The sequence below is a fragment of the Mycobacterium simulans genome (genome assembly GCF_900232995.1).
Classification (GTDB): Bacteria; Actinomycetota; Actinomycetes; order Mycobacteriales; family Mycobacteriaceae; genus Mycobacterium; species Mycobacterium simulans.
On the sequence record NZ_OCVX01000003.1, the window covers coordinates 1,657,195 to 1,674,739 of the forward strand.

20 protein-coding genes and 1 pseudogene are annotated in these 17,545 nt (G+C 65.6%); 15 read left to right on the forward strand and 6 right to left on the reverse strand.

The features are described from left to right. From MSIMFI_RS27950 to MSIMFI_RS08360, 11 genes and pseudogenes are all read left to right on the forward strand, one after another. Window positions 1-410 (forward strand): annotated as a pseudogene (locus MSIMFI_RS27950) (DUF6779 domain-containing protein); the annotation flags it as partial. Window positions 411-510: 100 nt separating this feature from the next. Beyond that, window positions 511-1,422 (forward strand): Rossmann-like and DUF2520 domain-containing protein, encoded by a 912-nt coding sequence (locus MSIMFI_RS08315; protein ID WP_191498083.1) that lies wholly within the window; start codon window positions 511-513, stop codon window positions 1,420-1,422. After that, on the forward strand, window positions 1,419-2,351 hold the full coding sequence (gene panC / locus MSIMFI_RS08320; protein WP_191496847.1) for a pantoate--beta-alanine ligase: 933 nt from the start codon (window positions 1,419-1,421) through the stop codon (window positions 2,349-2,351). Before MSIMFI_RS08315 ends, panC begins: the two co-directional genes overlap by 4 nt. Then, window positions 2,351-2,770: an aspartate 1-decarboxylase gene (gene panD / locus MSIMFI_RS08325; RefSeq protein WP_191496848.1), complete on the forward strand. Its 420-nt coding sequence runs from the start codon at window positions 2,351-2,353 to the stop codon at window positions 2,768-2,770. The genes panC and panD overlap by 1 nt, the downstream gene beginning before the upstream one ends. A 2-nt stretch (window positions 2,771-2,772) precedes the next feature. Then, window positions 2,773-3,588: a type III pantothenate kinase gene (locus MSIMFI_RS08330; protein ID WP_191496849.1), complete on the forward strand. Its 816-nt coding sequence runs from the start codon at window positions 2,773-2,775 to the stop codon at window positions 3,586-3,588. Window positions 3,589-3,696: 108 nt separating this feature from the next. Continuing rightward, a complete protein-coding gene (lysS, locus tag MSIMFI_RS08335) occupies window positions 3,697-5,208 on the forward strand; it encodes a lysine--tRNA ligase (protein ID WP_191496850.1) in 1,512 nt (503 codons plus the stop codon). Window positions 5,209-5,322: 114 nt separating this feature from the next. After that, window positions 5,323-5,661, forward strand: coding sequence for a histone-like nucleoid-structuring protein Lsr2 (gene lsr2 / locus MSIMFI_RS08340; protein ID WP_085325264.1), 339 nt, complete (start codon window positions 5,323-5,325; stop codon window positions 5,659-5,661). Window positions 5,662-5,945: 284 nt separating this feature from the next. After that, window positions 5,946-8,489 (forward strand): ATP-dependent protease ATP-binding subunit ClpC, encoded by a 2,544-nt coding sequence (gene clpC1, locus MSIMFI_RS08345; protein WP_186245050.1) that lies wholly within the window; start codon window positions 5,946-5,948, stop codon window positions 8,487-8,489. Between the two features lie 24 nt (window positions 8,490-8,513). Continuing rightward, entirely contained in the window at window positions 8,514-8,726 is a 213-nt protein-coding gene (locus MSIMFI_RS08350) for a CbtB domain-containing protein (RefSeq protein ID WP_191496851.1), read from the forward strand. A 9-nt stretch (window positions 8,727-8,735) separates the two neighbouring features. Continuing rightward, window positions 8,736-9,518: a CbtA family protein gene (locus MSIMFI_RS08355; RefSeq protein WP_191496852.1), complete on the forward strand. Its 783-nt coding sequence runs from the start codon at window positions 8,736-8,738 to the stop codon at window positions 9,516-9,518. A 17-nt stretch (window positions 9,519-9,535) separates the two neighbouring features. Then, window positions 9,536-10,039: a histidine phosphatase family protein gene (locus MSIMFI_RS08360; RefSeq protein ID WP_191496853.1), complete on the forward strand. Its 504-nt coding sequence runs from the start codon at window positions 9,536-9,538 to the stop codon at window positions 10,037-10,039. Here MSIMFI_RS08360 and MSIMFI_RS08365 read toward each other — a convergent pair whose 3' ends face one another. Then, complete coding sequence (locus tag MSIMFI_RS08365; protein ID WP_191496854.1) at window positions 10,040-11,407, reverse strand: serine hydrolase; 1,368 nt, start codon at window positions 11,405-11,407, stop codon at window positions 10,040-10,042. Continuing rightward, a complete protein-coding gene (gene mhuD / locus MSIMFI_RS08370) occupies window positions 11,382-11,699 on the reverse strand; it encodes a mycobilin-forming heme oxygenase MhuD (RefSeq protein WP_191496855.1) in 318 nt (105 codons plus the stop codon). The genes MSIMFI_RS08365 and mhuD overlap by 26 nt, the downstream gene beginning before the upstream one ends. A 14-nt stretch (window positions 11,700-11,713) precedes the next feature. Between mhuD and MSIMFI_RS08375 the strand changes: the two genes are divergently transcribed. Continuing rightward, on the forward strand, window positions 11,714-12,502 hold the full coding sequence (locus MSIMFI_RS08375; protein ID WP_191496856.1) for an alpha/beta fold hydrolase: 789 nt from the start codon (window positions 11,714-11,716) through the stop codon (window positions 12,500-12,502). On the opposite strand, the gene MSIMFI_RS08380 is transcribed toward MSIMFI_RS08375, so the two are convergent. The 3 genes from MSIMFI_RS08380 to MSIMFI_RS29600 are packed head-to-tail and all read right to left on the reverse strand — an operon-like array spanning window position 12,499 to window position 13,338. Continuing rightward, complete coding sequence (locus tag MSIMFI_RS08380) at window positions 12,499-12,891, reverse strand: type II toxin-antitoxin system VapC family toxin (RefSeq protein ID WP_191496857.1); 393 nt, start codon at window positions 12,889-12,891, stop codon at window positions 12,499-12,501. The two genes, MSIMFI_RS08375 and MSIMFI_RS08380, sit on opposite strands and share 4 nt — an antisense overlap. Continuing rightward, window positions 12,888-13,145, reverse strand: a complete 258-nt coding sequence (locus tag MSIMFI_RS08385) for a type II toxin-antitoxin system Phd/YefM family antitoxin (RefSeq protein WP_191496858.1) — start codon at window positions 13,143-13,145, stop codon at window positions 12,888-12,890. Before MSIMFI_RS08385 ends, MSIMFI_RS08380 begins: the two co-directional genes overlap by 4 nt. 13 nt (window positions 13,146-13,158) lie before the next feature. Next, a complete protein-coding gene (locus MSIMFI_RS29600; RefSeq protein WP_224770118.1) occupies window positions 13,159-13,338 on the reverse strand; it encodes a hypothetical protein in 180 nt (59 codons plus the stop codon). Between the two features lie 124 nt (window positions 13,339-13,462). Here MSIMFI_RS29600 and MSIMFI_RS08395 point away from each other — a divergent pair, with 124 nt between their 5' ends. Next, window positions 13,463-15,103: a PE family protein gene (locus tag MSIMFI_RS08395; protein ID WP_191496859.1), complete on the forward strand. Its 1,641-nt coding sequence runs from the start codon at window positions 13,463-13,465 to the stop codon at window positions 15,101-15,103. Here the strand turns inward: MSIMFI_RS08395 and MSIMFI_RS08400 are convergent. Beyond that, on the reverse strand, window positions 15,100-16,014 hold the full coding sequence (locus MSIMFI_RS08400; RefSeq protein ID WP_191496860.1) for an HhH-GPD family protein: 915 nt from the start codon (window positions 16,012-16,014) through the stop codon (window positions 15,100-15,102). The two genes, MSIMFI_RS08395 and MSIMFI_RS08400, sit on opposite strands and share 4 nt — an antisense overlap. On the opposite strand from MSIMFI_RS08400, the gene MSIMFI_RS08405 reads away from it, so the two are divergent. Then, window positions 16,013-16,636 (forward strand): carbonic anhydrase, encoded by a 624-nt coding sequence (locus MSIMFI_RS08405; RefSeq protein WP_191496861.1) that lies wholly within the window; start codon window positions 16,013-16,015, stop codon window positions 16,634-16,636. The genes MSIMFI_RS08400 and MSIMFI_RS08405 overlap by 2 nt on opposite strands. A gap of 97 nt (window positions 16,637-16,733) precedes the next feature. Further along, on the forward strand, window positions 16,734-17,540 hold the full coding sequence (locus tag MSIMFI_RS08410; RefSeq protein ID WP_191498084.1) for a hypothetical protein: 807 nt from the start codon (window positions 16,734-16,736) through the stop codon (window positions 17,538-17,540). Window positions 17,541-17,545: the final 5 nt, after the last annotated feature.

The following is a 17,545-nucleotide window of genomic DNA, read 5'->3' on the forward strand; positions in this document are numbered from 1 at the left end:
CCGCCCCACCCTACGAGGGCCGACGGCGGCGTGCCCGGCACTCGAACCCGGAGGACCACGAGGAGAGCCCGCCGGCCCAGGCCGATATCGCGGCGGAGTATGGCGGACGCCGGTCCCGGTCTCGCCATTCGGCGGAATACCGCGACTATGGCGTGGCCGGCCTGGTCGGCACTCCTCCACCCGCAAGCGGTCCTGCTGCTGCCCCAGCGCCACCCCGACTGGCCCCGGCGCCACCTCCCGAGCCTGCGCCGCGGCACCGCGGTGCGGATGCGGTGACCGAGGGCCCAGATGGCCCGGATGCCCCGGACGAACGCGCCCCAAGAACTGGTGGTCAGTCGGTCGCCGATCTGATGGCGCGACTTCAGGTCGAGCCGAGCGGAGGCGGTCGACGTCGTCGCCGTGACGGATGACACTGGGTACCGCCTAACAAATCGACTACAGTCATAGTGACCGTCCGGTACCCGATCGATGGGACTGGAACGAACCAAGAAGCATGTGAGGTCGTCTGCTGTGGTGCAGTTCGACGGTTTGCGCCCGGCCAGGCTCAAGGTGGGGATCATCTCTGCCGGCCGGGTAGGCACCGCGTTAGGCGTTGCGCTGGAGCGCGCCGACCACGTTGTGGTGGCGTGCAGCGCCATCTCCCATGCGTCCCTGCAGCGGGCGCGGCGCAGGCTGCCTGATACCCCGGTACTACCGCCGCCCGATGTTGCCGCCGGCGCCGAGCTGCTGGTGTTGGCAGTTCCGGACGGCGAACTTGCGGGCCTGGTGTCCGGCCTGGCGGCCACCTCGGCGGTGCGTCCCGGCACGATTGTGGCGCACACGTCCGGCGCCAACGGGACCGGAATTCTCGCGCCGTTGACCCAGCAGGGCTGCACACCGCTGGCCATTCACCCGGCAATGACCTTCACCGGCTCCGACGAGGACATCAGCCGGTTGCCAGACACCTGCTTCGGGATTACCGCCGCCGACGATGTCGGATACGCGATTGGGCAGTCACTGGTGCTGGAGATGGGTGGCGAGCCATTCAGCGTGCACGAGGACGCACGCGTCCTTTACCACGCGGCCCTGGCCCACGCGAGCAACCACCTGGTGACTGTTCTGGCCGACGCCGTCGAGGCGTTGCGCACCGCCCTGCGCGGCACCGAACTGCTCGGCCAACAACTCGTCGACAACCAGCCCGGCGGGATCGCCGAACGCATCGTCGGACCGTTGGCACGTGCGGCGCTGGAGAACACGCTGCAGCGCGGGCAGGCCGCGCTCACCGGGCCGGTGGCCCGCGGTGACGCGGCCGCGGTTGCCGGACACTTGGCCGCACTGGCGCAGGCGGATCCACAACTGGCCCAGGCATATCGGGTGAACGCGCTGCGGACCGCGCAACGTGCCCACGCTCCCGACGACGTCGTCGAGGTGTTGGCGCGATGACGAAGCCCACCTTCAATCCCGGCGAGCTGAATGTGTACGCGGCACCCAGTGATGTCACCCACGTGACCCGTGCGCTACGACACACCGGTCGGCGGGTGATGTTGGTTCCAACGATGGGAGCGCTGCACGAGGGCCACCTTGCCCTGGTGCGCGCGGCCAAGCGGGTACCCGGCTCGGTGGTGGTGGTGTCGATCTTCGTCAACCCGCTGCAGTTCGGCGCCGGGGAAGATCTTGACGCCTACCCCCGCACTATGGACGGCGACCTGGCGCAATTGCGCGCCGAAGGTGTCGAGATCGTCTTCGCGCCGACCGCCTCGGATATGTATCCCAACGGCCTGCGCACCAGCGTCCAGCCCGGCCCGCTGGCTGTCGAACTCGAAGGCGGCCCGCGCCCAACGCATTTCGCCGGCGTGCTGACCGTAGTGCTCAAGCTGTTTCAGATCGTGCGACCGGACGCGGCGTTCTTCGGCGAGAAGGACTACCAGCAGCTGGTGCTGATCCGCCAGATGGTCGCGGACTTGAACGTCGCTGTCCAGGTGGTCGGGGTGCCGACGGTTCGGGAGGCCGATGGCTTGGCGATGTCATCGCGCAACCGCTACCTCGACCCGATTCAGCGTGAAGCCGCCGTGGCGCTCTCTGCGGCGCTCTCCGCCGGTGCGCATGCGGCAACGGCCGGTGCCCAGGCCGCGCTGGACGCGGCTCGCGCGGTGCTCGACGCTGTGCCAGAGCTCTCGGTTGACTACCTGGAGCTGCGTGATGCGGGGCTTGGTCCGGTACAGCTCCACAAATCCGGCCGGCTGTTAGTTGCCGCCAGGCTAGGCGCCACCAGGCTCCTGGACAACGTTGAGATACAGATCGGAACTGTCGCCGGTACCGTCGGACCGGACGAACCTCGGGCCGAATTCGCCCAATCACATTGGAGGAACTGATGTTACGGACGATGCTGAAATCGAAGATCCACCGCGCCACCGTCACGCAGGCCGACCTGCACTACGTGGGATCGGTAACCATCGACGCGGACTTGATGGACGCCGCGGACTTGCTCGAGGGCGAGCAGGTGACCATCGTCGATATTGACAACGGTGCCCGGCTGGTCACCTATGCGATCACCGGGGAACGTGGCACTGGCGTTATTGGAATCAACGGCGCCGCAGCGCATCTCGTTCATCCGGGCGACCTGGTGATCATGATTGCGTACGGAACCATGGAGGACGCCGAGGCCCGCGCTTATAAGCCGCGGATCGTGTTCGTCGACGCTCAGAATAAGCAGATCGACCTGGGCCACGACCCGGCCTTTGTGCCCGACGGCGTTGATGAGCTACTGGACCCGCGGATGAGCGTGCGGTAGCCGTGCTACTGGCGATCGACGTCCGCAACACCCACACCGTCGTCGGCCTGCTCTCCGGAGCCAAAGAGCACGCAAAGGTCGTGCAGCAGTGGCGGATACGCACTGAATCCGAAGTCACCGCGGACGAACTGGCGCTAACTATCGACGGCCTCATCGGCGAGGATTCCGAGCGGCTCACCGGCGCTGCCGGCTTGTCCACCGTCCCGTCGGTGCTGCACGAGGGTCGGATCATGCTCGACCAGTACTGGCCGTCGGTCCCTCATGTGCTGATCGAGCCAGGCGTGCGTACCGGTATCCCACTGCTGGTCGACAACCCGAAAGAGGTGGGTGCCGACCGGATCGTGAACTGTCTTGCCGCGTTCCACAAGTTCGGCAAGGCGTCGATCGTCGTCGATTTCGGATCGTCAATATGCGTGGATGTGGTGTCAGCCAAGGGTGAATTTCTTGGTGGCGCCATTGCGCCCGGTGTGCAGGTGTCTTCCGATGCGGCGGCGGCCCGCTCTGCCGCCCTTCGCCGCGTCGAATTGGCGCGTCCCCGTTCGGTTGTCGGCAAGAACACCGTCGAATGCATGCAGGCCGGTGCGGTATTCGGTTTCGCCGGCCTGGTCGACGGTCTAGTGAGCCGCGTCCGCGAAGATGTGCTGGGATTCAGTGCCAGCGACGACGTCGCGGTCGTGGCCACAGGGCATACCGCGCCACTTTTGCTGCCCGAATTGCATACCGTCGAGCACTACGACCAGCACCTGACCTTGCACGGTCTGCGGCTCGTCTTCGAACGTAACCAGGACGCTCAACGCCGGTTAAAGACTGCGCGCTGACGGGGCTGCATCGAGTCTGCGTGCAGCGCAGCAGAAACGCCGATTTTCGCACCGCCAGCGCAGGCTCGATGGCGCCAGCGCAGCCGCGACCCCTTAAGCTGGCACGTCGTGAGTGCCCAGGATAAGGAAGCCGATACCGACTTTCCCGAGCAGTTCCGGATCCGCCGGGACAAGCGCGCTCGCTTGTTGGCGGAGGGCCACCAGGCTTACCCGGTCGCGGTGGAGCGCACCCACACGCTGGCCGAGGTCCGTGCCGCCCATCCTGACCTGGCAATCGATGAAGCCACCGATGACGTCGTCGGTGTCGCGGGCCGGGTGGTATTCGCCCGTAACACCGGAAAACTGTGCTTTGCGACGCTGCAGGACGGCGATGGCACCCACTTACAGGCGATGATCAGCCTGGACAAGGTAGGTCGGGAAGCCCTCGATGCGTGGAAGGCCGACGTCGATATCGGCGACATCGTCTACGTGCACGGCGCTGTGATCAATTCACGCCGCGGGGAGTTATCCGTTCTTGCCGATTCTTGGCGCATGGCAGTCAAGTCGTTGCGGCCCCTGCCCGTCGCGCACAAGGAGATGAGCGAGGAATCGCGCGTTCGGCAGCGCTACGTCGACCTAATCGTCCGCCCGCAAGCACGCGCGGTCGCCCGTCAGCGGATCGCGGTCATGCGTGCGATACGCAATGGGCTGGAACGCCGCGGTTTCCTCGAAGTCGAGACGCCGATGTTGCAAACACTGGCCGGTGGTGCTGCGGCCCGGCCGTTCGTCACCCATTCCAATGCCCTGGACATCGATCTTTACCTGCGGATCGCGCCGGAACTGTTCCTCAAGCGATGCATAGTCGGTGGTTTCGACAAGGTCTTCGAACTTAATCGTGTGTTCCGAAACGAAGGTGCCGATTCCACGCATTCCCCGGAATTCTCCATGTTGGAGACGTACCAGACGTACGGAACCTATGACGATTCGGCAGTCATCACACGAGAGCTTATTCAAGAGGTAGCCGACGAGGCGATCGGGACCAGACAACTGCCGATGCCCGACGGCAGTGTCTACGACATCGACGGAGAATGGGCGACCATACAAATGTATCCGTCGTTGTCTGCGGCACTTGGTGAAGAGATCACACCACAGACGTCGATCGATCGGTTACGCGCCATAGCACATCGACTGGATGTTGACATTCTTGACAAGCGTGGTGTTGGTCACGGCAAACTCGTCGAGGAACTCTGGGAGCACACAGTAGGCAAGACGTTGACCGCTCCCACATTTGTCAAGGATTTTCCGGTAGAGACAACTCCATTGACGCGCCAGCACCGCAGTATCCCCGGAGTGACCGAGAAGTGGGACCTCTACCTGCGAGGAGTCGAACTGGCGACCGGGTACTCGGAATTAAACGATCCCGTTGTGCAGCGCGAGAGATTCGCGGATCAAGCCCGTGCCGCAGCCGCCGGCGATGACGAGGCGATGCCACTTGACGAGGATTTTCTGGCTGCTCTCGAGTACGGGATGCCACCATGCACGGGAACTGGAATGGGTATCGATCGGTTGTTGATGTCTCTGACTGGACTGTCAATTAGGGAGACAGTTTTGTTCCCGATTGTTCGACCTCACTCCGACTGAACTGCGCGTGTTGTGTCTGGATTGAGTATTTTGCGTTCCTATGGCAGATTGGTGACCGGGGAGTCAATCCGTACAACACACTAACTGCACAGGAAGAAACGCGAGGGTAAGCCAATGGCGAAGAAAGTAACCGTCACCTTGGTCGATGATTTCGACGGTTCAGGCGCCGCTGACGAAACGGTCGAATTCGGGCTTGACGGGGTGACCTATGAGATTGACCTTTCGACCAAGAATGCCACGAAACTGCGTGGCGACCTGAAGCAATGGGTGGCGGCGGGCCGTCGCGTCGGCGGTCGTCGGCGTGGGCGTTCCGGCTCTGGACGCGGTCGCGGTGCGATCGACCGTGAGCAGAGTGCCGCGATCCGGGAATGGGCTCGTCGCAACGGGCACAACGTATCGACTCGTGGCCGCATCCCGGCCGACGTCATCGACGCATTCCACGCTGCAACCTGACATTTGTTTACTGGCGCCCAGGTTCAAAGCCTGGGCGCCGGTGCTTTAAGGCGCTTTAGGCCTTTTCTCACCAGTGTTCGCTGCCGGCGTAACCGATCGCCGGGCAGCGTTGGAAACGCATTGGTGGTTTTCGTCGTTTAACCGTTGCGTTCTGTTGTCGGGGCGGACCGCAAGGTTAGGAACCCTGGCAGGCCGACCATTACAGTGGACGGCAGGTACGCGGTTCCGGTCCCAAGACCGGTAACAGGGTTGTACCGATGGTTAGGGAGAGCAGGTAACGACCGATGTTCGAACGATTTACCGACCGTGCCCGCAGGGTCGTCGTCTTGGCGCAAGAAGAGGCCAGGATGCTCAACCACAACTACATCGGCACCGAGCACATCCTGCTGGGTCTGATCCACGAGGGCGAAGGCGTCGCTGCCAAGTCGCTGGAGTCGCTGGGTATCTCGCTGGAAGGCGTTCGCAGCCAGGTCGAGGAGATCATCGGCCAGGGCCAGCAGGCGCCGTCGGGGCACATCCCGTTTACCCCGCGCGCCAAGAAGGTTCTCGAGCTGAGCCTGCGTGAGGCGCTGCAGCTCGGCCACAACTACATCGGCACCGAGCACATTCTGCTGGGCCTGATTCGTGAGGGTGAGGGCGTTGCCGCCCAGGTGCTGGTCAAGCTGGGTGCCGAGCTGACCCGGGTGCGCCAGCAGGTGATCCAGCTGCTGTCCGGCTACCAGGGCAAGGAGGCCGCCGAGGCCGGGACCGGGGGCCGGGGCGGAGAGTCCGGTTCCCCTTCTACGTCCTTGGTGCTCGACCAGTTCGGCCGCAACCTGACGGCGGCCGCGATGGAGGGCAAGCTGGACCCTGTTATCGGCCGCGAGAAGGAAATCGAGCGGGTGATGCAGGTGCTGTCCCGGCGCACCAAGAACAACCCGGTGCTTATCGGCGAGCCAGGCGTCGGCAAGACGGCCGTCGTCGAGGGACTCGCACAGGCCATCGTGCACGGCGAAGTTCCCGAGACGCTGAAGGACAAGCAGCTCTACACGCTGGACCTGGGATCGCTGGTCGCCGGCTCGCGCTACCGAGGTGACTTCGAGGAACGCCTGAAGAAGGTGCTCAAGGAGATCAACACCCGCGGCGACATCATCCTGTTCATCGACGAGCTGCACACGCTGGTCGGGGCGGGGGCGGCCGAGGGCGCGATCGACGCGGCCAGCATCCTGAAGCCCAAGCTGGCCCGCGGTGAGCTGCAGACGATCGGCGCCACCACGCTCGACGAATACCGCAAGTACATCGAAAAGGACGCCGCGCTGGAGCGCCGCTTCCAGCCCGTCCAGGTTGGCGAGCCGACGGTGGAGCACACCATCGAGATCCTCAAGGGGCTGCGCGACCGCTACGAGGCCCACCACCGGGTTTCGATCAGCGACAGCGCGATCGTGGCCGCCGCCACCCTTGCCGACCGCTACATCAACGACCGATTCCTGCCGGACAAGGCGATCGACCTGATCGACGAGGCGGGCGCGCGGATGCGGATTCGCCGCATGACCGCGCCGCCAGACCTGCGTGAGTTCGACGAGAAGATCGCCGAGGCCCGCCGGGAGAAGGAATCGGCGATCGACGCCCAGGACTTCGAGAAGGCCGCCAGCTTGCGCGATCGCGAGAAGCAATTGGTTGCGCAGCGCGCAGAACGCGAAAAGCAGTGGCGTTCAGGTGATCTCGATGTGGTCGCCGAGGTGGACGACGAGCAGATCGCCGAGGTGCTGGGCAACTGGACCGGCATCCCGGTGTTCAAGCTCACCGAGGCCGAGACCACCCGCCTGCTGCGTATGGAAGAAGAGATCCACAAGCGGATTATTGGTCAGGTGGATGCCGTCAAGGCCGTCTCCAAGGCGATCCGCCGTACCCGCGCCGGGCTGAAAGACCCCAAGCGCCCGTCGGGCTCGTTCATCTTCGCCGGCCCATCCGGCGTCGGTAAGACCGAACTGTCCAAGGCGCTGGCCAACTTCCTGTTCGGCGACGACGACGCGCTCATCCAGATCGACATGGGCGAGTTCCACGACCGGTTCACCGCGTCGCGGCTGTTCGGTGCTCCGCCTGGATACGTCGGCTACGAAGAGGGCGGCCAACTCACCGAGAAGGTGCGGCGCAAGCCGTTTTCCGTGGTGTTGTTCGACGAGATCGAGAAGGCGCATCAGGAGATCTACAACAGCCTGTTGCAGGTACTCGAGGATGGCCGGCTCACCGACGGGCAGGGCCGCACAGTGGACTTCAAGAACACCGTGCTGATCTTTACGTCGAACTTGGGGACATCCGATATTTCTAAGCCCGTCGGCCTGGGCTTCACCAAGGGCGGCGGTGAGAACGATTACGAGCGGATGAAGCAGAAGGTCAACGACGAACTCAAGAAGCACTTCCGGCCGGAGTTCCTCAACCGCATCGACGACATCATCGTCTTCCACCAGCTGACTCGCGAAGAGATCATCCAGATGGTCGACCTGATGATCAGCCGGGTCGCCGGCCAGCTCAAGAGCAAAGACATGGCTCTGGAGATGACCGACAAGGCCAAGTCGCTGCTGGCCAAGCGTGGCTTCGATCCGGTGCTGGGTGCACGTCCGCTACGGCGCACCATCCAGCGCGAGATCGAGGACCAGCTGTCCGAGAAGATCCTCTTCGAGGAGGTCGGGCCGGGACAGATCGTCACCGTCGACGTCGACAACTGGGACGGCGAAGGCGCCGGTGAGGACGCGGTCTTCACCTTCACCGGAACCCGTAAGCCGCCCGCCGAGACCGATCTGGCCAAGGCTGGAGCGCACAGCGCTGGCGGCGAAGGGTCGGCCGAGTAGCAACGAGGTCCCCGAAAGGAGCCGATGGTGGCGAACTCCCCGGCAACCCAAGTCGGATCGGTTGATCTTTCGGCTGCAAGGTCGGCGCTCTGGTTGGCGGCCACTGCCGTCCTGGCGCTAATGGCGCTGTACTTCGTCGGCATCGACCAGGGGGCGGTATCGCGGTTCGGCAGCGCCTCGCACCTGCACGAGTTCTTCCACGACGCAAGGCATTTACTCGGCTTCCCCTGCCACTAAGACGCTGTCGTGGAGAAGCGTCTGATAGCACGTGGTCTGCTGGCGGGCGCGGTAGCCGCGGTGCTGGCGTTTGTCTTCGCCCGCTTGTTCGCCGAGCCCGTAATCGGCCGTGCAATCGAATATGAAGATGGGCGTACCGAAGCCGCGCACGCGCAGGGCGTGCACGAGCATGGCGTCGAATTGTTCACCCGCGGCGTGCAGGGCAATGCCGGATTGGGTTTCGGTGTACTGATATTCGGCATTGCCGTGGGTGCGCTGTTCGCGGTTGCGTTCTGCCTTGTCTACGTGCGCGTGGAAAGCGCTGCACCACGGGATCTTTCACTCCGGCTGGCAGCGGGAGCCTTCACGGTGGTGTATCTGGTGCCGTTTGTGAAGTATCCGCCCAATCCGCCGGCTGTCGGTCAGGCGGACACGATCGGATCGCGGACGCTGTGGTATTTGGTGATGGTGCTGACGTCGGCGGTGCTGGCGATCGCGGCGGTGTGGCTGGCGCGACGGCTCGGGGCGCGACTTGACGCGTTCAACGCCGGACTCAGCGCAGCTGCGGCCTACCTAGTGGCGATAACGATGGTCATGCTGGTGTTGCCGACCGTGGACGAGACGCCCGCACCGATTCGCGACGCCTCGGGAGCGATCATCTATCCCGGCTTTCCCGCCGACGTTCTCTACGAGTTCAGGTTGGTTTCGCTTGGCACGCAACTCGTGCTGTGGGTAACCATCGGGCTGGTCTTCGCGGTGCTCGCGGGCCGGCTGCTGGGTAAACGTGCCGAAAGGGTCGAGTCATCCGCCTGACTTTGGTGTCGCACGCGATGACTGAGGCCATGGCAGCCGCGCGTTTTCCCGCCGATGAACCGCTCAGCGACATCGGCCGCCGGCAGGCCGAAGCCGCTGCGCGCCTTGACATCCGGGACCACATGTCCCAGCTCTCCGGTCCCGAGCGGCGTGCTCGGGAGACCGCGGAGTTGTTGGGCCTCAACGCCACAACGGAGCCGCGACTCGCCGACCTCGATTGCGAACGGTGGCGCTGCCAAACCTTGCAGAACCTGGACGCCGACGAGCTGCAGGTGTGGCTCACCGATCCGGCCCAAGCGCCCCACGGCGGAGAGTCGATCGTGGACCTCATCGTTCGGGTGGGCGGGTGGCTGGAGTCGCTGGCGGGCAATACGGTGGCGGTCACGCATCCAGCAGTGATTCGCGCAGCTATCCTGGTTGCACTCGATATCCCACCAAAATCGTTCTGGCGCATCGACATTGCGCCGCTAAGCCACACTGTCATGCATTACCGCGGACAGCGCTGGACGTTGCGGCTCTAGCTATTTCGGGCCCACGAGCGCGAAGACCTGCTTGGCGACCTGCAGCATCCAGCCGGTAACCGTGGGACCGTGATCGCGTGGCCAGTTCAGCTGGAAGCTCACTACCCATGGCTGCCCAGTCTTGTCAACGGCGTACCAGCTAAACGTCAGATCGCCCGGCAGGCCACCGGCTTTCGCGCCGATATAGGGCCATTCGTCGCGATCCAGCTGGATACCCGCGACGGCCGACAGGATCTGTCTGACGGGTACGGCCCGTCCGACCGCATCGGCCTGCAGGGTCGCGTGCACTCGGCAGATGTCCTCGGCATTGCCGTACCACTCCGCGCCGAAACTAGAGGCAGGCGTGTGAGCTCGAGTTGGATCAGGTTGGTAGGGAGTGGAATTCGCCTGCTGCAGCAACTGGGCGCGGACCTGTGGGCTCGCCCGCCTCCATTGGTCGCGCAGATCCGGTTGACCCCAGCCGACGGAGAATAGCTCATACATGGTGGGGAAGGGCGTCATGCTCGCCGGATCGTGATGGCCGGCGGTGGCCAGGGCTTCCTCGATTGCGCGCGTGCCCAATCTTCCGATCAGCAGGTCGGTGGCCATATTGTCGCTGGTTGCGATCATCTTTTCGGCGGCCGTGCGAACTGAAACCTGTGCCCCCGGAGGCAATTCCAGGCCGGAGGAGCCCACTGCCTTGCTCTTGGCGGTGACCGTCAGCTGATCGTCCCAGGACACCGTACCGTTGCGGACCGCGCCGGCCAGTGCGTGTAGTACATACAGCTTGAAAATCGATGCCAGCGGCAGAGATTCGCCGGTATTGGTGCCGGCCACCGGGTCGCAGTGACCGTTGTTGACCTTGGCGACCTGATATGAGTAGCGGGCACCTGTCTTGCTCAACACGGCGTCAACGTCGCCCCACGAGGTGATCGACGGTGGTGGCTGCGTATTGAGGTCGAACCGGTCGACCCAGCCACCGTCGTCGGTGTGAATGCGGATGTCTTGTCGCGCGCCGTAGGAGGAAATGAGGTGCAGTGTGGCCACACTGGCGCCGATGTCGACGCTGTCGAGGGTGAAGGGACGATCCCACCACAGCTCTTCCATTGTTCTTTCGACGGAGTCGACCTTGTCGGCCGCGGCCAGGGTGCCAACCCCGACCGGGCCGATCGGCCAGTCGGAGTTGAGCATGTCCATGGTCTGCTGGGCCCGTAGACCGGGCGGGGTTCTGGTGTCGATGCGGTGCCCGGGGTTTGCTGCGTTCGCCGACGGCGTAGGGGAGGACGCACAACCCGGCGCCAGGGTCACTACCAATGCAGCTGCGACGCCCAACGCCAACCCACGGCGCTGAGTCACCCGGCGACTACTTAGTCTTGCCGGTCCCGCCAACGTTCATCACAACTTCGAATTCCAGCAGCGACGCCCCTGTCGCCACGGGGTTGGCCCGGTGTCCGGCGTGCGCTTCGATCGCGGGCCCAGTCGCCCACGCCTGGAAGGCTTCCTCGGATTCCCAGTGCGTCACGACGAAGTAGCGGTCTTCACCCTTGACTGGACGCAGCAGCTGAAAGCCGAGGAAACCGGGAGAGTTCTCGACCGCGTGGGCGCGGTGGGCGAAACGCTTCTCCAGTTCAGGGCCAGCGTCGGCGGGTACCTCGATGGCATTGATCTTCACCACTGGCATGTCGCTAGGCTACCGTGCCCGGCATGCCCACCGATCTGTTGACCCATCGCGGTGGACTGGGCGAGCCATTGGTCCTGGTACATGGCCTAATGGGCCGGGGTAGCACCTGGTCGCGTCAGTTGCCGTGGCTGACCCGGCTGGGCAGTGTCTACACCTACGATGCGCCGTGGCATCGAGGCCGCGATGTCGACGATCCATACCCGATCAGCACCGAGCGTTTCGTCGCCGATCTGGGTGATGCCGTGACGGCGTTGGATGTGCCGGTCAGACTGGTCGGGCATTCGATGGGCGCCCTGCATTCGTGGTGTCTGGCCGCGCAGCGTCCGGAGTTGGTTTCGGCGCTGGTGGTTGAGGACATGGCGCCGGACTTCGTGGGGCGCACGACCGGTCCATGGGAGCCGTGGCTGCATGCCCTCCCGGTCGAATTCGATTCTGCCGAACAAGTATTCGCGGAGTTCGGACCGGTGGCTGGCCAGTATTTTCTGGAGGCCTTCGACCGCACCGCCACCGGCTGGCGATTGCATGGCCACACCTCACGATGGATCCAGATCGCCGCCGAGTGGGGCACCCGCGACTACTGGGCGCAGTGGCGGGCCGTGCGTTCGCCGGCATTGCTCATCGAGGCCGGCAACTCGGTCACGCCGCCCGGTCAGATGCTGCAAATGGCCGAAACAGGCTGTGAAACAACATATTTAAAGGTCGCCGAGGCGGGTCACCTGGTGCACGACGAAGCGCCGGAGACATACCGGCAGGCCGTCGAGTCCTTCTTGGGATGGCCGAGTGGGTCCGCGTCGGGACACTAGGCGGCGACGACCGCGACATCGTAGGCAGACAACTGGTCATCGGCGGTGACGACCGTCAGGTCGAGCAGCTGTGCTTGGGCGACGAGGACACGGTCGAACGGATCCCTATGGTGATCCGGAAGCTCGGCGGTCCTCAGCACGTGCGCATGCTCGACCGGCAGCGCTGCCGTTCCGGAGCGACGCATGCGATCGGGCACATACGAAGCCGGTGCTTCGGGCAACGCGAGCTTGCCGAGCCGATACTTGATCGCGATCTCCCAGGCGCTGGCGGCCGAAAAAAGGACGTTATTGCGGACGTCGGCAACGATTGCCCGTGTTTCGTCGCGAAGCCGGTCAGGCTCTGACTGGATCCACAGCCAAACATGGGTGTCTACGAGGTAGCGCTTCACCGATTGAAGCTCGCAAGGACATCGTCCGGCAACGGAGCGTCGAAATCCTCGGGCACGGTATACACGCCCTGGTCTATACCTAAGCGGCGGGTCTCGCGGGGGTGGAACGGCACGAGCTTTGCCACGGGTTCACCGCCGCGGGCAATCTCGATTTCCTGACCGCTGTCGACCAGTCGCAGCAGCTCCGACATACGGGTCTTCGCTTCGTGGACGCCGACCCTGATAGCGTTGGACGCCGGAGCGGACTTAGTCATGAACTAAGTCTACCTATAAGCCCTTGCCGACGGCCAACCTGGCTAAGAGAGCTATTTGCTGCGCGCAATCGGTCAGCCACGCCAACGCGTCGAGTTCGGCTCTGGTGACGGTAAATTCCTTGGCGCGCAACATATCCGCCAGCCATCCGCGGATCTGAGGGGTCGCTTCCCGAGTAACCTGAACGTGGCGCACTCCATCAGAGCTACTGAAAACAATGACGCCGCTTGGTTATTCGGCCTCTTGCGGCAAAGAACGCATGACGAGACCAGGTTGACGATACGATCGGCGTCTGGCCTTGTGGTAGTGGAGGTGGCTGATGTCGTTTGTGATCGCGGTGCCGGACGCCCTGGTTTCAGCGGCTTCGGATATGGCCGGTATCGGTTCGGTTCTTAGCGCGGCGAACGCCGCGGCTGCAGGCCCGACGACGGCGTTGCTGGCCGCGGCCGAGGACGAGGTGTCGGCGGCGGTGGCGGCGCTGTTCGGCTCGCACGCGCAGGAATATCAGACGCTAAGCGCCCAAGCAGCGGCGTTTCACGACCAGTTCGTGCGGGCCGTGACGTCAGGCGCGGGGTCCTATGCCAGCGCCGAGGCGAACAACATCCAACAGATTCTGCTCGACGCGGTCAACGCGCCCACTCAGACGCTGCTGGGGCGCCCGCTGATCGGCAACGGCGCCGACGGGGCGCCCGGGACCGGGCAGGCCGGCGGGGCCGGTGGGCTGCTGTGGGGCAATGGCGGCAATGGCGGGTCCGGCGTAGCCGGTGTTGGTGGTGCCGGTGGAAACGGCGGTGCCGCCGGGCTGTTCGGCCGCGGCGGCAACGGCGGCGCCGGCGGCACCAATGCGAGCGGCGCCGGTGGTGTCGGCGGGGCGGGCGGGGCCGGTTGGCTGTTCGGTGATGGCGGTGCAGGTGGCAATGGGGGCGCTGGCGGCAACGCGGGCCTGATCGGAACCGGCGGCGACGGCGGCGTCGGCGGGGTCGGCGCCACCGGAGCCAACGGGGTGAACCCGACGCCGAACCAGACCGGGCAGGCGGCAGACGGCAATGATGGTGAGTCGGGCTTCGGAGCCGCGGGAGGTCCCGGCCTGCCTGGTGACCCGGGCAGTGGAGTGGGGCAGGCCGGCGGCGACGGCGGCGACGGCGGCTCAGCCGGCACCAACATCCCAGGCCCCGTTACCGGGGGTAACGGTGGCAACGGAGGCGACGGAGCCTCCGGCGCGCCCGGCGGGAAGGGCGGTGCCGGCGGCAGCGGTCTCAACGAAGTCGGCGGAGCCTACGGGGGCAACGGCGGCAACGGCGGCGACGGCGGGGCCGGCGCCGAAGGTGGTGCTGGCGGCAACGGCGGCGGCGCCGCAGCGTTCGGCGATGGCACCGGTGCCGGGGGCAACGGTGGCGCCGGCGGTCGCGGCGGCACCGGCGCTGATGGTGGCGCCGGCGGCAGAGGTGGCGGCTCATTGGATGGCAGCCCGTCGCTTGGCGGTAGCGGAGGCGACGGCGGTGACGGCGGCGCTGGCGCAAATAACGCCGGCACCGGGGGCGACGGCGGTGTCGGGGGTGCCGGCGGGCGTGGCGGGCTGCTGTTCGGCGATGGCGGTAACGGGGGTGCAGGAGGTGCCGGAGGTGTCGGCGGCATCGGCGCCGAGGGCGGCGACGGTGGTGTCGGGGGCAACGGCGGCACCGACGAGAACGATCAGGTCTCCGGCGTCGGCGGTGACGGCGGCAACGGCGGTGCAGGCGGCGCGGGCGGAACCGGCGGCAACGGTGGTGCCGGCGGCGCGGCAGGCGCTGCCGGAATGTTCGGCCACGCGGGTGTCCAAGGTGCAGGCGGTGCCGGGGGTCACGGCGGCGCCGGCGGAACCGGCGGCGCAGGTGGCGCCGCGGGATCTGGGACGGTTGCTGGCCAGCCCGGCGATCCCGGCGGCTTCGGTGCCGCCGGCGCCGACGGTCAACCGGGCTAAAATCCCTCGCCCGCCAGCGCGAACCGGCCGTCGACCGTGCGGGTCACCAGGCCGTCGGCGAGCAACGACTCGAGCGCCCGGTCGCGCTGCTGGCTATCCGTCAGCCACGCCACGTCCAGCTCGGCCTGGGTAACCGGAAACTCCTTGGCGCGCAGCACATCCAGCAACCGCCCGCGAACCTGGCGGTCGGTTCCGGCATACTGCTGGACCCGTCGCGGCGGACCGTCGGCGGGCGGGTAACCCGCATGCCGCCAGGCGCACCCGACCAGCGGGCATAACCCGCAGCGTGGCGTCCTAGCGGTGCACACCGTGGCGCCGAGCTCCATCAAGGCCACCGAAAACAGTGGTGCCGCTCCATCTTTCGGCAATAACGCCGCGACGTCGGCGTGGTCGCGTGGAGCCGACGGCGCACCGGCGTCGGCGCGACCGTGGACCGCCCGGGCCACCACCCGGCGCACGTTGGTGTCCACCACAGGTACCCGCTGGCCGTAGGCGAAGCAGGCCACCGCCCGCGCGGTGTAGCTCCCCACACCCGGCAGGGTGAGCAAGACCTCGATATCGTCGGGAACCACATCCCCATGGTCACGCGCGATAACCGTGGCGCACTCGTGCAGGCGCATGGCGCGTCTCGGATAGCCCAGTTTGCCCCAAGCGCGCACCACATCGGCGGCGCTGGCCGCCGCCGTAGCCGACGGGGTGGGCCAGCGCCGCACCCAAGCCGGCCAGATCGACAGCACCCGCGACACCGGCGTCTGCTGCAGCATGAACTCGCTGACCAGGATCTGCCATGGGCTGACGCCGGCTTCCCGCCAAGGCAGGTCGCGGCGTGTCCGGTCGTACCAGTCGACAAGATTGGTAACTGATATGGACGAAGCGCCAGTCACCGGCGGCTCCGGCACAATGTGTGCCATGCCCAACACCAATCCGGTAACCGCATGGAAAGCACTCAGAGAGGGTAACGAGCGATTCGTCGCCGGCAAGCCCGAGCATCCCAGCCAGAGCGTCGACCATCGAGCCCGCCTTGCGACAGGGCAGAAGCCGACGGCGGTGATCTTCGGCTGCGCGGATAGCCGGGTCGCAGCCGAGATCATCTTCGATCAGGGCCTGGGCGACATGTTCGTGGTGCGTACGGCTGGCCATGTCATCGACTCGGCGGTGCTGGGCTCCGTCGAGTACGCGGTGACAGTGCTCGGCGTACCGCTCGTCGTGGTCCTTGGCCACGACAGCTGCGGCGCCGTCAACGCCGCGCTGTCGGCGATCAACGAGGGCAACCTGCCGGGCGGCTACGTGCGGGATGTAGTGGAACGGGTGGCGCCGTCCATCCTGTTGGGCAGGCGTGACGGCCTCAGTCGAGTTGACGAGTTCGAGGAACGACATGTACACGAGACGATGTCGCAGCTCATGGCGCGTTCGACGGCGATAGCGGAGGGCGTGGCGGCCGGTGACCTAGCGATCGTAGGTGTCACCTATCAACTCGACGACGGGCGGGCGGTCTTGCGCGGTCACATCGGCGACATCGGTGCGGAACTCTGATTTTCCGCCGCTCCTAACACTGCTAGGGCCCAGCTAACCTCGCGACACGCCGAAGCGGGTCAAACGAGACGACGTGACCTGGGCCTACGGTGTAAACGTGCTGGATCTGGAACCGCGTGGCCCGCTACCTACCGAGATCTACTGGCGGCGCAGGGGGCTAGCCCTGGGCATCGCGGTCGTCGTGATCGGTATCGCGGTCGCCACGGTCATCGCATTTGTCAGCAGCAGCGCCGGGGCCAAACCCGCCAATGCCGAGAAACCGGCTACCGCGCAAGGGCATTCACCGGCGGCCCAGGCGCCGCCGCAGCCGGCCGGGCAAACCGAGGGAAACGCTCCTGCAGCACCGCCTCAGGGCCCAAACCCGGAGACGCCCACGCCCACCGCCGCGGTGCAGCCGCCGCCGGTGCTCAAAGACGGCGATGACTGCCCTGATTCGACACTGGCCGTCAAGGGCCTGACCAACTCGCCGCAGTACTACATCGGTGACCAGCCGAAATTCACCATGGTCGTCACCAACATCGGGCTGGTGTCCTGCAAGCGCGACGTCGGAGCCGCGGTGCTCGCGGCATATGTGTATTCGTTGGACAACAAGCGGCTGTGGTCCAACCTCGACTGCGCGCCGTCCAATGAGACCTTGGTCAAGACGTTTACGCCGGGGGAGCAGGTGACGACGGCGGTGACTTGGACGGGGATGGGATCGGCGCCGCATTGTCCGTTGCCGCGGCCGGCGATTGGGGCGGGTACCTACAACCTGGTCGTCCAGTTGGGCAATCTACGGTCGCAGCCCGTTCCGTTCGTGCTCAACCAGCCGCCGCCACCACCCGGGCCGGTTCCTGCCCCGGGTCCGGCGCTAGCGCCACCGCCTGAGGCGCCGCCGGCCGGGGGACAGGGCAACGGGGGCTAATTGAG